Here is a 12,778-nt window from a genome sequence, read left to right on the forward strand (position 1 = left end):
GCCTCGAAGCCGACGGTCTAGGGAGCGCCATCGCCTGTCTCACCAGCGTCATCAGCCGACGAACTGCGGAATGCTCGTCAACAGCTCGACGGTGAAATTGGTGATCAGCTGAATCAGCCAGGCACCGGACAGAATCAGCATGCCGAACACGCCCAGAATCTTGGGGATGAAAGACAGCGTCATCTCGTTGATCTGTGTGGCCGCCTGAAAAAGACTGACCAGAAGACCGATCAGAAGGGCGGTCAGCAGCAGAGGCGCGGCCATCAGCAGCACCAGCTTCATGCCTTGGTAGGCAAGACTCATCACTGTCTCGGGGGACATGGTTCACTCCCTGGGCCGCGGCGCGGCATCGACGAACCCGTGGCGGGTTCAGCCCATATAGAAACTCTGTGTCAGCGAGCCAATCAGCAACTGCCAACCGTCAACCAACACGAAGAGCATAAGCTTGAACGGCAGCGAGATCGTTGCCGGTGGGACCATCATCATCCCCAGTGCCATCAATGTGCTCGCGACCACCAAATCGATGATCAGGAACGGGACGAAAATGGAGAAGCCAATCTGAAAGGCCGTCTTCAGTTCGCTGGTGGCGTAGGCGGGGATCAGAATGCGCATCGGAATGTCTGCCGGGCCCTGCATCTCGCCAACCTCGGCAATCCGCGCGAACATCGCCAGATCCGCTTCTCGCGTCTGGGCGATCATAAATTCGCGCAGCGGCTGACTCCCTCGCTCGACCGCCACTTCCAGCGAGATCTCATCCGCCGAGAAGGGCTGCCAGGCTTCTTCGTAGATGCGATCGAGCACCGGCGACATGACGAAGAAAGTCAGAAATAGTGCCAGCCCGAGCAGGACCTGTGTGGGGGGAGCCGAGGGTGTGCTCATCGCGGTGCGCAGAAGGCCCAGAACGATGATGATGCGGGTGAAGCAGGTCATCATCAGCAGCATTGCCGGGAGAAAGGCCAGAGACGACAGGAAAAGCAGCGTCTGCAGGCTCAGCGACCACTGCTGGCCACCGTCAGCCGTCGGCTCGCTGACGATACCCGGTAGCGCCTGGGCGAGGGCGGGTTCGCTGATCGCTAAGCCACCGATGATGAGTGCAACAGCCCCCAACAGCATGCGGAAACCGAACTTCATGAAGACTTCTCATCTGGACGGGAAGTGGGCGTCGTAGGACGGCGTTCGGCGTCATCCACCGGAGAGCGTCGGGCAGCGGGCGTTAGATTATGCTTCATCGCCTGGCGTAGCCGCTGTGAAAAGCTGCCTGAAAGCGCGGGATCGTCGCTTGCGCCACCCGGTGGTATGGCAGGCGGGTCCATGCTGTCCAGTCTTGTGACCTGACCGCCGCCAACCCCCAGCACTAGCCAGCGGTCTTCGACCTCCACAATGACCACGCGTTCACGCTGGCCAACGGGGGTGCTGGCAACAACCCGTAAGTGTTGACTGCCGGCGCGACGGTTGGGGCCCACGCGCTTGAGGAGCCAAGCGCAGAGCAGGATGATGCCGACCACGACCGCCAGTGAGAGCGCGGTCTTGCCGAGAGCCATCAGACTCATGGCCTCACCGCCGCTGCCAATGCCGGTCGAAGGGATGTCGTCGTTCATCGATTGAGTTTCTGCACGCGTTCTGACGGGGTGATGATTTCCGTAACGCGGATACCGTATTTATCTTCCACCACGACCACTTCACCCTGGGCGATGAGATAACCGTTGATCAGGATATCCATTGGCTCACCTGCCAGCCCGTCGAGCTCGACCACGGAACCCTGAGCCAGCTCCAGGAGCTGTTTGATGGTGATTCTGGTACGCCCGAGTTCAACCGAGAGCTTTACCGGAATGTCCATGATCATGTTCAGGTCGCGGGTTTGACCCGAGTCGCTTCCCTCGTCAAACGAGGGGAAGACCCCAGCATCCGCGGCAGCCGGCGTCGCCTGCCGGGCCGGTGCTTCAGGCTTCGCGGCCGGGGCACGTGCCGGCTCCGGTGCTGGCGCTGGAGCTGGCGTCGGTTCGGGCTCGGGCTCCGGTTCGCTTGTCACGCCCTGCTCGGCCATCGCCGCGGCCCACAGATCGTCGGGATCCGGGTTGGCCGACTGCGCGGCATCGTCAGACTGAGAGGTGGGTTTGTTGTCGTCACTCATTATCGAAGTCCTTCATGGCGGAGTACGTACCATGGTCGATGAGATGCTTGACACGCAGTGCGCGGTGGCTCTGACGTGTGCCGTATTCGCAGGCCATGACAGGCACACCGTCGACGCGAACGTCGATGGTGCGCGGTAGCTCAATGGGGAGAATGTCACCGACGTTCAGCGACAGCACGTCACTGATACTCGACTTGATCTCGGCAAAATCGGCGATCAGCTCGACCTCTGTCTGCCGAATCTCGCCGGCCATGCGCGCCTCCCACTGAGTGTCTTCGCTGTCGTGCACGCCGATCGGGCTGGAGAGCACGTCGCGGATCGGCTCGATCATCGAAAACGGAATGCAGATGTTGAATTCGCTCGCCAGGTTGCCCACTTCCAGGTGGAAGGTGCTGTTCACCACGATCTCGTTGGGCGAGTTGGTGATGTTGGCGAAGCGCACTTGCATCTCAGAGCGCATGAAGTCGATTTCAACCGGATAAACCGACTTCCAGGCGTCGCTGTAACCCTCGAGCGCCAGCGACAGCAGCCGCTGGATGATTCGTTGCTCTGTCGCCGTGAACTCACGGCCGTCCGACTTGGTCAGAAATCGTCCGTCACCACCGAAGAGGTTGTCGACGACCATGAAGACCAGGCTCGGCGGGAATACCAGCAGCGCGGTGCCCTTCAACGGTTTCATGCTGATCAGGTTGAGGTTCGTCGGCACCGGAAGATTGCGCGCGAATTCGCTATAACTCTGATAGCGCACGCCGCCGACGGTGATGTCGGCGCTGCGGCGAATCAGGTTGAACAGGGCGACTCGGAAAAGCCTAGCGAAACGCTCGTTGATGATATCGAGCGTCTGCATCCGTTCCCGAATGACCCGGCGCTGATTGGCGGGGTCGAATGCGCGCGTCTTGCGTTCGTCGCCGGCCGGTCCGCCGGACTGGCCGCCGCTCGATGCCGCGTCCTCGTCGCCGCTGACGCCATTGAGCAGGGCGTCGATCTCTTCCTGCGACAGCAAATCGTCTTGAGACATGGTCGGTAGGGGCGCCAGTTACTGGACGATGAAATCGGAAAACAGCACGTCGTCGATGGACAACGTTGGCTGAGGCGTTGTGATCGGCTCGTCAAACAGTGCCAGTATTTCACGCTTGAGTTCGATCTTGCCTTCGGGACTGATCAGCTCCTCGGCGCTTTTGCCCGACATCAGCATCAGCAAGCGGCTGCGAACTTCGGGCATGTGCTGATTGAGGAAGTCGCCGGTCTGTTGATCGTTCACACGAAGCGAGAGACCAACGTACAGCAGGCGGTCGCTATAGTCGCTCTGAAGATTGACCGTAAACGGCGAGACCGTCACGAAGATCGGCACCGGCGGTTCGGCCGGCGGCTCTTCGGCCGCGATCTCCGCGTCCCCCGACTGACCGCTACTACGCGAGTCGAGATAGAAAAAGGCGGCTACCGAACAGGCGATCGAGAGCAGCACGATCAGCAGGCCGATTAGTATCATCGAACGTTTCTTACCGGAAGCGGCTTTAGGTGCGGCCGTTGCATCTGCCATAGCGAGGAGTCCCTGGAAATTGCAGAGGATTATGGGGGCGAGATCGCGATGACGATCGATGGAAAAGACCCTAAACGGTTGGTCAACTTCGCCTTTCGTTGGTCCTGCAGCGACGTCCACGCATCACCAACCCGGCAGTCGTCGCCTTTTGACAATTGACGCCAACGCGTCCGAATCGGTCATCGTGGCTACGCGGCGTGCGTGCCCGCGATGGCACGTCGAGCTAACGCCTCCGGGAAAGTGGCGCTGGCTCGACGCATCATTGGTCCCGCAGGTCAGGCATAGAGGCTGATATTGCCGTTATCGTTCAGCGTGACAGTTCGGGTCGGTGACTCGCCGAGCGGCTCTTCCCCACCAATGCCGACATTACCGCCGGCACCACCCGCGAACTTGGCACCGCCATCACGCTGCTCGGACTGCTCGCGAGGTTGCCCCTGATCGCCGACCGTGGCTTCGCCCAGGGCGATACCGCTCTGGGCGAGCGCTTCGCGAAGCTGAGGAATCGCGGCTTCTACCGCGGCACGGACGTGGGCGTGTGCGGAGACGGCTTGCATCTGCGCTTGCTGATCGTTGACGGTCAGCGTCACGCTCACGGGCCCTAGATCACGCGGGTTGAGGTGCAGCTCCATGCGGTTTTCGCCGCGCTGATGCAGTTGCAGGACCTGTTGACCGAAAGCGCCAGGCCACTGCGGCGAGTTCACCGCGACCGGTATGGTAGCACCCGCAGCGGCAGTCCCCGTTGGCGTTACGCCGGGCGCGCCAGTGCCGGTCGCCGAGGGATTGCCAGGAATAGTCATGCCATTGCCGTCCGGTGCATCCAGTGAGAAGGCCGTGCGGCCATCACCCTGGGGCTGTCGGTCGGTGGTGGACGCGGCATGAAGCGCTGCGAGCGCTGCATTCGAGGGTGTCGACGTTGCCGCGTTCCCCGAGCCATTCTGGCTGACGCCAGCGGCGAGTGGGTCAATCGCCGCTTTTGGGTCGTTCGCCGTCGCCCCAGCCAATGATAGCCCGGGGACACGGCTTTGCGTGTCGTCGCCGGCGTCAGTAAAAGGCTGACCGTCGGCCGGTAGTGATCGACCGGAGCCGTCAGCGACTGTCGCTCTGGGTGCGGCCTGCGCCTGCAGCAGCAGGTTGCCGGCGCCAGACCCGGTGATCGCTGCCGCTTGCCCCTGAGCCATGCCTGGCCCGGCACCCGTGTTGACGTTCGCTCCATCCTTCGAGAGTGGCTGAAAAGCCGGGAGCGCCGAGAGCAGGGCAAGCAGGGCGTCAGGACTGTCTTCGGCGCCGAATTCATCATCCTGGGTCAATGATGTCTTGCGGCTGTCGGTCAACGTGGAGGCTTTCGATAGCAGTGCCTCGATAGCCGTCTCCGGCGTTGTCTGCAACGTGTCCTTCACTGTCTGTGTTGCTGTCTGCAACGTGTCCAGTGTCGCCAGGGTGCTGGTCCTCGACTGGCCCGGCGCCGAGCGTAAATCGCCGGCGCCCTGGGTCCCGGGCAGCGTCTTTGTCTGCGAATCGGCAGTCGCGGGGCCGTTGGTCATCTGTGTGACGCCGGAGTCGCCGGATTTAACGGACGTCTGCTGCTGACCGCGGGCCGCCGGATCCTGAGAAATCGGTGATGTCGTCGGTTCCCCCGTCGACGACTGAGTCCCCTTGGCGCGAGACATGGCGTCGGCAAACGGGCTGGCGTCGACGGTGTTTCCCGAGCGGGTGGAGGCACCACTCGCGGGGCGATCACTCGCACTCGCCTTTAGCTGTGTAATCTGGGAAAACTCCATGATCCATCCCGTTGTAATCGGGCGCTTGGGCTTTTCTAGAACCCGCGACCGTTGTCCTGTTGGCGACGGCGCAGCTGCGCCGCCATCTCGTCGCTCTGACGCTGTTCGTCCTTCGCCTGTCGGTGGCTGCGTTCGTGCAGGCCGCGGGTGTGCAGCATGTCGTAGGCGTTGAACTTGCGCTGCTCGCCTTGCCAGCGATGCATGCCGCCCTCAACGCGGGCCTGCTGCTCGCCGAGCTGGCGCCGTTGCTGCTCGATGGCCCGATCGAGCGAGGCCAGGAACTGCTGATAGTCGCGCCACTGACTCGACGACACGCCAGCGGATAGCGCGTCATGGAGTTTCTGACGATACTCGTCCCGATACTGTTCGAGCTGGGTGAGACGCGCTTCGGCATCTTGATGCTGACGTCGCAGATGACCGAGATCCTCAACCGCCTTGTCGCTCTGGCGTTTGGCGAGATCCCGCAGCATTTCCATCGACTCAACGTTGGCCAAGACTACCTCCTTAGAAGACGGTCCTTATCATCGTCGCCAAACCGTCGCCGGCGACTTTTTCTGTTTCGCATTGTCACGCGTTGCACAGAAGACAAAGCCTCGAATAGGGCCTAAGCCGGCGAGCTATTTGTGGATTGTGATCCATCAGTCGCTCAATTGGCTTCCGGGACCAGCCGCTCAAGGTCACTGAGCGTGTGCGGCATGTCGGCGACATCGTCCATTCGCTGCTGAAGGAACGCCTCCAGTCTCGGATAGAGCAGCACTGCCTGGTCGAGCTGCGGATCCTGCCCTTTGACGTAGGCGCCGACGTTGATCAAATCCCGATTTCGCTGATAACGAGAGATCATCTGCTTGAACTGCTGGGCCTGGCGCAGGCGCTGGCCCGGTACCACCGCCGGCATGGCGCGACTGATCGACGCCTCGATGTCGATGGCGGGGTAATGGCCGCTCTCTGCGAGATGACGCGACAGTACGATGTGACCATCGAGAATTGCCCGCGCCGAGTCGGCGATCGGATCCTGCTGATCGTCACCCTCGGCAAGTACGGTGTAGAACGCGGTGATCGATCCGCCACCGCGCTTGCCGTTGCCGGCGCGTTCCACCAGCGCCGGAAGCTTGGCGAAAACCGAGGGGGGATAGCCCTTGGTTGCGGGGGGTTCCCCGATCGCCAGGGCGATCTCGCGAGCCGCCATCGCGTAACGCGTCAGAGAGTCCATGATCAGCAGCACGTTGCGGCCCTGGTCGCGAAAATCCTCGGCGAGGCGCGTTGCGTAGGCAGCGCCCTGCATGCGTTGCAGCGGCGAGACGTCAGCAGGGGCGGCGACCACCACGGCACGCTCGAGCCCTGCCTTGCCCAGTATGTTCTGAATGAAGTCCTGCACCTCGCGGCCACGCTCGCCAATCAGTCCAACGACGATAACGTCGGCATCGGTAAATCGAGCCATCATCCCGAGAAGTACACTCTTCCCGACGCCGGAGCCGGCGAAAAGCCCCATACGCTGGCCACGGCCTACGGTCAGCAGCGCGTTGATCGAGCGGATGCCGACATCGACGGCCGTATCGATCGGCGCCCGCGCCAGGGGGTTGATGGGCGGGGTATCCAGCGGCGCATGTCGGCTCTGCTCGAGCGGACCAAGATCGTCCAGAGGGCGGCCGTTGCCGTCGAGAACGCGGCCCAGCAGGGTGTCCCCCAGCGGGAAGCGCCGGGCGCTGGCGACATCCAGGCGGTTGCCACTGAGCGCAAGCACGCGAGCCCCCGGCAGCAGACCGCTGGTCGCGCCAAGCGGCATCAGAAAGAGCTTTTCCGCCGCAAAACCTACGACTTCGGCCTCGGCGTAGCGTTCTTCGCTCTGAGCGGAAAGTTCAATCAGGCAGGCACTGCCCAGCGGCAGTCGCAGCCCGACCGCCTCGAGCACCAGCCCTGTCGCCCTGACGACGCGCCCCTCATGGCGATAATGTGAGAGCGCTTCGACGCGGTGGGAAACCTTGTCCAACGTTTCTCGCCAGCGGCTGGCGTGCGAGTCCGGGGCGGGATCGCTATCGGCGGGTTGCCGTGCGTCTAGAGCGTCAGACGTCACCGTCACTCTCCGGCGGCGTCGCCTGCGACTTACGCCGTGCGCGGCGTTGATCCAGTATGGCTTGCCACTGCGTGGATAGGCTGGCATCGAGGCCGCCGGCCGCACTGGTCGCGCGGCAGCCGCCTCGCTCGAGCGAGGCGTCCTCCTGGCACTCCCAGCCCGCCTTGACCAGCGCATCCCCGAGCGTCGATTCGACCAACGCCAGATCTTCTGGGTGCAGCCAGAGGCGAGGACGTCCCGTCAGGCTGGTGTCAGCATCCAGCAGTTCACGGACGACGGAGAGTACATGATCCGGGTTGGCCATCAGCGACTCGCCCGCAAGCTTGCGGCCGGTGATCAGGGCCAGCTCGACGAGCTGGTTGCCAACCTGATCATCCAGCGCGGCGAGCGCCTGCTGGAAAGCCTCTGCCAGACCGGCTATCGGCGTGAGAGACAGGTCGAGGCGCTTTTGAAACTCGAGCTCGGCGACCGCGTTCGCCTCCTTGAGACCCGCCTCGTAACCTTCCTGCCGACCCGCTTCGTAACCTTCGGCACGACCCGCTTCGAAGCCTTCCTGCCGTGCCTGTTCGCGCGTGGCTTCGAGAGCTCCGCGCTCGCGCTCGACCTGTGCCTCCCGCGCCTGGTCTCGCTCGCGATCGTTGCGAGAACCGCGCGTCGCGCGGTGCTCGGCATCTTCGCGTTCCAGGTCGTTCATCTGCCAGCGGTGCCAAGTGTCGGCGGAGAGCAGGCGGCTGCTCGGCGAATTCGCCCCGTGCTCAGACATAGCCATCGTCCCCGCCGCTTAGTGCAATCTCGCCGGAGTCGGCCAGGCGACGCACGACCCCAAGAATCGCCTTCTGCTCGTTTTCGACCTGCGACAGCCGTACCGGACCGCGGTTCTCCATGTCCTCGCGCATGAGCTGAGCCGCACGCTGGGACATATTGCGCATGAACTTGTCGATGAGCGCCTCGTCGGAACCGCGCAGGGCGATGACCAGCGAGTTGGTCTCGACCTCCCGCAGGACGAGTTGGATACCCCGGTCGTCGATGTCGAGCAGGTTCTCGAAAAGGAACATCTCGTCGATGATGCGCTGCGCCAAGTCTTCGTTGTGGGCACGCACGACACCGATGACCTGCTCCTCCTGGGCGGAGTTCATCAGGTTGAGAATTTCGGCCGCGGTTCTCACGCCGCCCATCTTGCTGCGTTTGAGGTTGGTCCCATCGAGCATCGATGTGAGGACCTCTGTCAGCTCCTGAAGTGCGGCGGGCTGAACGCCGCTGAACGTCGCAATACGGAGCATGACGTCATCGCGGCGCTTTTCTTCAAACAGCTCAAGAATATTGGCCGCCTGGCCTCGCTCGAGATGGACCAGGATGGTCGCAATGATCTGCGGATGTTCGTCACGAATCAGCTCGGCGACCATGGACGCATCCATCAGGTTGAGCGAGTCGATGCCGTTCTCGGTGTTGTTGGACTCGAGGATGTCCTCGATCAGGCTGCTCGCGCGCTCACTTCCCAGTGCCTTGGTCAGAACGGTCCGTATGTGGTCGCTGGTATGGAGGTTGATCGCCGTGAACTGTTCGGTTTCGGCGTGGAATTCACGCAGCACGGCTGCCATCTCCTCGTGGGAGACCTGGCCGAGCTTGGCCATTTCCTGGCTGATCTCCTGAACCTCTTGAGTCGAGAGGTACTTGAAGATCTCGGCGGCGCTGTCCTCATCCAGCGAGAGCAGCAGGATCGCGCCGCGGCGGGCTCCACTCATTGGTACCGTCATGACTTTTCCATCCAGCTTCTGACTACCATGGCGACAAGGCGGGGATCTTCCTGAGCGATTTCACGCGCATCCTTGAGATCCTGTTCGTAGCCCGACGAGCGCCGCTTGCCGCGTTCGCGGGAGGAGAGTGCATTTTCCTCGCCACCCCCCGTGGTGTCGTTGATCTCCTGGTAGCTCGCAGCGCCGGCGGCGGCACTGGCGCCGGACTGAGGCGCGTTGGGAGCCATGGCGGGCTGCTGAGCAGGCTGCTCTGTCTGGCGACGCAGTAGCGGCTTGATCACCTTGAACCAGAGGAAAAGGCCGACCAGTGCGAGCACCAGGTACTTCAGCAGACCAGAGGCGAGGCGCCAGGCATCCGGCGTTTGCCACCAGGGTGTGGGTTCGAAATCGTTCTTTTCGATCTGAAACGGGGTGTTGACCACCTCGATATCGTCTCCCCGGGCCTGAGAGAAGCCCATGGCCTGACGAACCAGGTTACGGATCTGCGCCATCTCGGCGTCGTCGAGCGCAACCATTGTCGGATTACCCTCATCGTCGACGCCATTGCGATAGTTGACGACGACAGCGGCAGAAAGCCTTTCCAGACCGCCAACCTGTTGCTTGACATGCTCGACGGTGCGATCGACCTCGTAATTAACGGTGCTGTCGCGGCGTCCCTGGGCGTTACCACTCTCCGCGGTATCTCCGGCGTCCGCTTGGGCGTCGGCCTGGTCCTGCGCGCCTTGGTCACCGCCGTCATCCTGCGTATCGGCCTGGGTGCCTTCGGCATTGATTGGGGAGGGCGCGGTGCCCGGGGGCTGATTGCTGAGCGCGCCGGGGATGCCCATGGCAAGATCCGCGTCGCCCTGGTAGGACGCGCTCAGCTGCTCGCTGCGCACCGCGGCCTGGTTCGGCCCCTGATTGGGTCCGTAGCGCTCGTCGGTACGTTCCCGCTGAGCGAAATCGACCTGAGCGGTGACTTGGGCCTGAACGTTATTCGCGCCAACAATCGGTGCAAGGATCGACTCGATGCGATTGGCGTAGCTACTTTCGAGGGTGCGAACGTAATCGAGCTCGGTACCGTCGAGTCGGGAGTTGGCACCCTGTGACTGCGTCAGCAGCGTGCCGTTCTGGTCGATCACGGTCACGGCGTCGGCAGGCAACCGCGGGACGCCGCTGGAGACCATGTGAACAATCGCGCTCACCTGGCCGGCGCCGAGCACACGGCCGGGCTGCAGGTCCAGTACGACGGAAGCGCTGGCTGGCTGACTCTCGCGCACGAAGACCGAGTCTTTGGCCATGGCCAGGTGAACGCGCGCGTTCTGGACGCTACCAAGCGCAGCGATCGTTCTGCCGAGCTCGCCTTCGAGTGACCGTTGATAGTTGATCTGCTCGGCGAACTGACTGATGCCGAAGGCCTGGTCGTCCATCAGCTCGAAGCCGACGCCGCTGGCCTGGGGTAGGCCCTGTTCGGCGAGCTTGAGCCGCACGGGATGTACTTGCTCTGCCGGCACCAGGAGGGCACCGCCGCTATCGCTGAACTGGTAGGGCACGCCCATGGAGTCGAGTTGACTCATGATGCGGCCACCGTCGGCTTCCGTCAGCGTGGAATAGAGCACGCGATAATCGGGACTGCGCGCCCACAAGAATATCGCGACGAGGATCGCAAGGGCCGCAGAGCCGCCGATGATCAGCGGTATCAGCGGATTGCTTTTGAACTTGGCCATCCAGTCGCGCCCTGAGGACGCGGAGGCGCCCCGGGACGATCCGGTGTTGGCGGTGTCATTGGACGTGGTAGCCGAACTCATGGCTTACCTCGTCGGATGCACGGAGTGTGACTCGATGACATGGCGGTCTTCCGCTCCTGCGATGCAGCGACTCGTCCGCGGTATGTCCGAAAGGATTTCGGACCCAAGGCGGCATGAGATAAATGTGACGGCGGCTATTATCTGTCGGGCTTGCCAGCGTGAAGGTAGGAAAAGCCGCTGTTTTAACGCGCATTTGGACCAATGGCGTTGAGGGCGACCTTGATAGGCTGCGCTCGTCCAATGCCGTTTGGCATTTCACCGTTCTCCACAGGAACCGATATGAGTGCACCCGCCATTCAAGCCGCGCTTGCGCAAATGCAGGCACTTTCGACGCAGGCTGCAGGCCAGTCCGGAGCGGCTGCCGCGCCATCCGAGATGCAGGGCGAACAGGGCGGCGGCTTTGCCGGCGAGCTCAAGGCGTCTCTCGGAAAAATCAACGCGATGCAGCAATCGGCGAAACAGCAGGCGATGTCGTTCCAGGCGGGAGACGCCAATGTCGCGCTCAACGACGTCATGATCGACATGCAGAAGGCGAGCGTCGCCTTCGACATGGGGGTCCAGGTGCGCAACCGGATGGTGACCTCATACAAGGAGATCATGGGCATGCAGATCTGACCGCAAGCGATTGCGGGGCTGATCGGCTCGGGCACTGGATAGTGCTTCTTCAGGGCGCGCTATTGTTGCGTCGAGCGGCCGACATGCGTCGTGCGGTGATGCGTTTGCCAAGTCGACAGCGAGTAGATTACCAGCCCGATCCAGATCAGCAGGAAAGTCGCTAGCTGGGCGTGATTCAGCGGTTCGCCGAACACCACCAGCGCGATGAAGAGTTGAAGGCTCGGGTTGAGATACATCAGAAACCCCAGGGTTGCCAGACGTAGCCGCCGAGCGGCCCCCGCGAAGGCCAGTAGCGGGAGCGTGGTGATGATACCGCTCGCCATGAGCAGGGCCCCGGTGGAGAGGCTCTGCGTAAAGTGGGAAGTTCCCGTCGTCGTTAACCAAAGAAAGGCGCCCAGTGTCACGGGTGCCAGCAGTGCAGTCTCGACGAGTAGTCCCGAGAGCCCGTCCAGCACGACCTTCTTGCGTAACAGGCCATAGGTACCGAAGCTTGCGGCCAGACACAGGCTGATCCAGGGCAGTCGCCCCAGCCAGATCAGTTGCAGCACGATCCCCGCCACGGCGAACAGTATCGCCATCGCTTGCCACCGCCCCAAGCGCTCTTGAAAAGCCACCATTCCCAGCGCCACGTTCACAAGCGGCGTGATGAAGTAGCCCAGACTCGCCTGCAGGACCCTTGCCGTTTCCACCGCATAGATAAAAAGCCCCCAGTTCGCTGCGATCAGGACCGCGCAGCCCGCGACGGGCAGCAGCGCACCCGGGCGACGGATGCCCGCCAACACGGCCTGCCAGCGTCCGAGTAGTGTCACGATCATGATCAGGAAAACGCAGGACCATAGAATACGGTGAACCAGTACCTCCAGAGCCGGCACGCCATCGAAAAGGGCAAAGAACAGTGGGAAACAGCCCCACAGGCTGTAGGCGAGAATCCCCAGGCCGACGCCGTCGCGCGCTGATTTCGCCTCCGATTCAGACGGCTCCGGCGGGCGTGGTGGGTCGAGCGGGCGTGAGCGGACTGTCATTCTTGTAGCTACCGGCTTCGGGTTGGCGAGCTAATCTATCATGACCGATAGCGTGACTGGCCGTGCTTGCCAGGTCATAT

General features: G+C 62.5%; 14 protein-coding genes. 1 reads left to right on the forward strand and 13 read right to left on the reverse strand.

Going from position 1 to position 12,778, the window contains the following annotated elements; translation table 11 throughout:
- Window positions 1–51: 51 nt before the first annotated feature.
- From fliQ to fliF, 12 genes are all read right to left on the reverse strand, one after another.
- On the reverse strand, window positions 52–321 hold the full coding sequence (gene fliQ, locus DOM41_RS12900; RefSeq protein WP_110687269.1) for a flagellar biosynthesis protein FliQ: 270 nt from the start codon (window positions 319–321) through the stop codon (window positions 52–54).
- A gap of 48 nt (window positions 322–369) precedes the next feature.
- Window positions 370–1,113 (reverse strand): flagellar type III secretion system pore protein FliP, encoded by a 744-nt coding sequence (gene fliP / locus DOM41_RS12905; protein ID WP_110687630.1) that lies wholly within the window; start codon window positions 1,111–1,113, stop codon window positions 370–372.
- Window positions 1,114–1,127: 14 nt separating this feature from the next.
- The gene (gene fliO, locus DOM41_RS12910) at window positions 1,128–1,598 is read right to left on the reverse strand and encodes a flagellar biosynthetic protein FliO (RefSeq protein WP_223160995.1); all 471 of its coding nucleotides are present in this window, start codon (window positions 1,596–1,598) and stop codon (window positions 1,128–1,130) included.
- A complete protein-coding gene (gene fliN / locus DOM41_RS12915) occupies window positions 1,595–2,131 on the reverse strand; it encodes a flagellar motor switch protein FliN (RefSeq protein ID WP_110687270.1) in 537 nt (178 codons plus the stop codon). The genes fliO and fliN overlap by 4 nt, the downstream gene beginning before the upstream one ends.
- Window positions 2,124–3,149 (reverse strand): flagellar motor switch protein FliM, encoded by a 1,026-nt coding sequence (gene fliM / locus DOM41_RS12920; RefSeq protein ID WP_110687271.1) that lies wholly within the window; start codon window positions 3,147–3,149, stop codon window positions 2,124–2,126. The genes fliN and fliM overlap by 8 nt, the downstream gene beginning before the upstream one ends.
- Before the next feature lie 18 nt (window positions 3,150–3,167).
- Window positions 3,168–3,791, reverse strand: coding sequence for a flagellar basal body-associated protein FliL (fliL, locus tag DOM41_RS12925; protein ID WP_245391839.1), 624 nt, complete (start codon window positions 3,789–3,791; stop codon window positions 3,168–3,170).
- Between the two features lie 155 nt (window positions 3,792–3,946).
- Window positions 3,947–5,449, reverse strand: a complete 1,503-nt coding sequence (locus DOM41_RS12930) for a flagellar hook-length control protein FliK (RefSeq protein WP_110687273.1) — start codon at window positions 5,447–5,449, stop codon at window positions 3,947–3,949.
- A 35-nt stretch (window positions 5,450–5,484) separates the two neighbouring features.
- Entirely contained in the window at window positions 5,485–5,943 is a 459-nt protein-coding gene (gene fliJ, locus DOM41_RS12935) for a flagellar export protein FliJ (protein ID WP_110687274.1), read from the reverse strand.
- 152 nt (window positions 5,944–6,095) lie between these two features.
- Window positions 6,096–7,520, reverse strand: coding sequence for a flagellar protein export ATPase FliI (gene fliI, locus DOM41_RS12940; RefSeq protein ID WP_280951228.1), 1,425 nt, complete (start codon window positions 7,518–7,520; stop codon window positions 6,096–6,098).
- Complete coding sequence (locus DOM41_RS12945) at window positions 7,510–8,283, reverse strand: flagellar assembly protein FliH (protein ID WP_110687276.1); 774 nt, start codon at window positions 8,281–8,283, stop codon at window positions 7,510–7,512. The genes fliI and DOM41_RS12945 overlap by 11 nt, the downstream gene beginning before the upstream one ends.
- Window positions 8,276–9,262: a flagellar motor switch protein FliG gene (gene fliG, locus DOM41_RS12950; RefSeq protein ID WP_110687632.1), complete on the reverse strand. Its 987-nt coding sequence runs from the start codon at window positions 9,260–9,262 to the stop codon at window positions 8,276–8,278. The genes DOM41_RS12945 and fliG overlap by 8 nt, the downstream gene beginning before the upstream one ends.
- A gap of 8 nt (window positions 9,263–9,270) precedes the next feature.
- Window positions 9,271–10,980, reverse strand: coding sequence for a flagellar basal-body MS-ring/collar protein FliF (gene fliF / locus DOM41_RS12955; protein ID WP_245391840.1), 1,710 nt, complete (start codon window positions 10,978–10,980; stop codon window positions 9,271–9,273).
- 360 nt (window positions 10,981–11,340) lie between these two features.
- On the opposite strand from fliF, the gene fliE reads away from it, so the two are divergent.
- Window positions 11,341–11,676: a flagellar hook-basal body complex protein FliE gene (gene fliE / locus DOM41_RS12960; RefSeq protein ID WP_110687278.1), complete on the forward strand. Its 336-nt coding sequence runs from the start codon at window positions 11,341–11,343 to the stop codon at window positions 11,674–11,676.
- Between the two features lie 59 nt (window positions 11,677–11,735).
- Here fliE and rarD read toward each other — a convergent pair whose 3' ends face one another.
- Window positions 11,736–12,698: an EamA family transporter RarD gene (rarD, locus tag DOM41_RS12965; protein WP_110687279.1), complete on the reverse strand. Its 963-nt coding sequence runs from the start codon at window positions 12,696–12,698 to the stop codon at window positions 11,736–11,738.
- Between the last annotated feature and the right edge of the window lie 80 nt (window positions 12,699–12,778).

This window comes from Salinicola aestuarinus, assembly GCF_003206645.1.
Classification (GTDB): domain Bacteria; phylum Pseudomonadota; class Gammaproteobacteria; order Pseudomonadales; family Halomonadaceae; genus Salinicola; species Salinicola aestuarinus.

Coding starts and splice junctions, on each gene's coding strand:
- fliQ (WP_110687269.1), bottom strand. CDS start 321: ATGTCCCCCGAGACAGTGATGAGTCTTGCCTACCAAGGCATGAAGCTG.
- fliP (WP_110687630.1), bottom strand. CDS start 1,113: ATGCTGTTGGGGGCTGTTGCACTCATCATCGGTGGCTTAGCGATCAGC.
- fliO (WP_223160995.1), bottom strand. CDS start 1,598: ATGAACGACGACATCCCTTCGACCGGCATTGGCAGCGGCGGTGAGGCC.
- fliN (WP_110687270.1), bottom strand. CDS start 2,131: ATGAGTGACGACAACAAACCCACCTCTCAGTCTGACGATGCCGCGCAG.
- fliM (WP_110687271.1), bottom strand. CDS start 3,149: ATGTCTCAAGACGATTTGCTGTCGCAGGAAGAGATCGACGCCCTGCTC.
- DOM41_RS12930 (WP_110687273.1), bottom strand. CDS start 5,449: ATGGAGTTTTCCCAGATTACACAGCTAAAGGCGAGTGCGAGTGATCGC.
- DOM41_RS12945 (WP_110687276.1), bottom strand. CDS start 8,283: ATGTCTGAGCACGGGGCGAATTCGCCGAGCAGCCGCCTGCTCTCCGCC.
- fliG (WP_110687632.1), bottom strand. CDS start 9,262: ATGAGTGGAGCCCGCCGCGGCGCGATCCTGCTGCTCTCGCTGGATGAG.
- fliF (WP_245391840.1), bottom strand. CDS start 10,980: ATGGCCAAGTTCAAAAGCAATCCGCTGATACCGCTGATCATCGGCGGC.
- fliE (WP_110687278.1), top strand. CDS start 11,341: ATGAGTGCACCCGCCATTCAAGCCGCGCTTGCGCAAATGCAGGCACTT.
- rarD (WP_110687279.1), bottom strand. CDS start 12,698: ATGACAGTCCGCTCACGCCCGCTCGACCCACCACGCCCGCCGGAGCCG.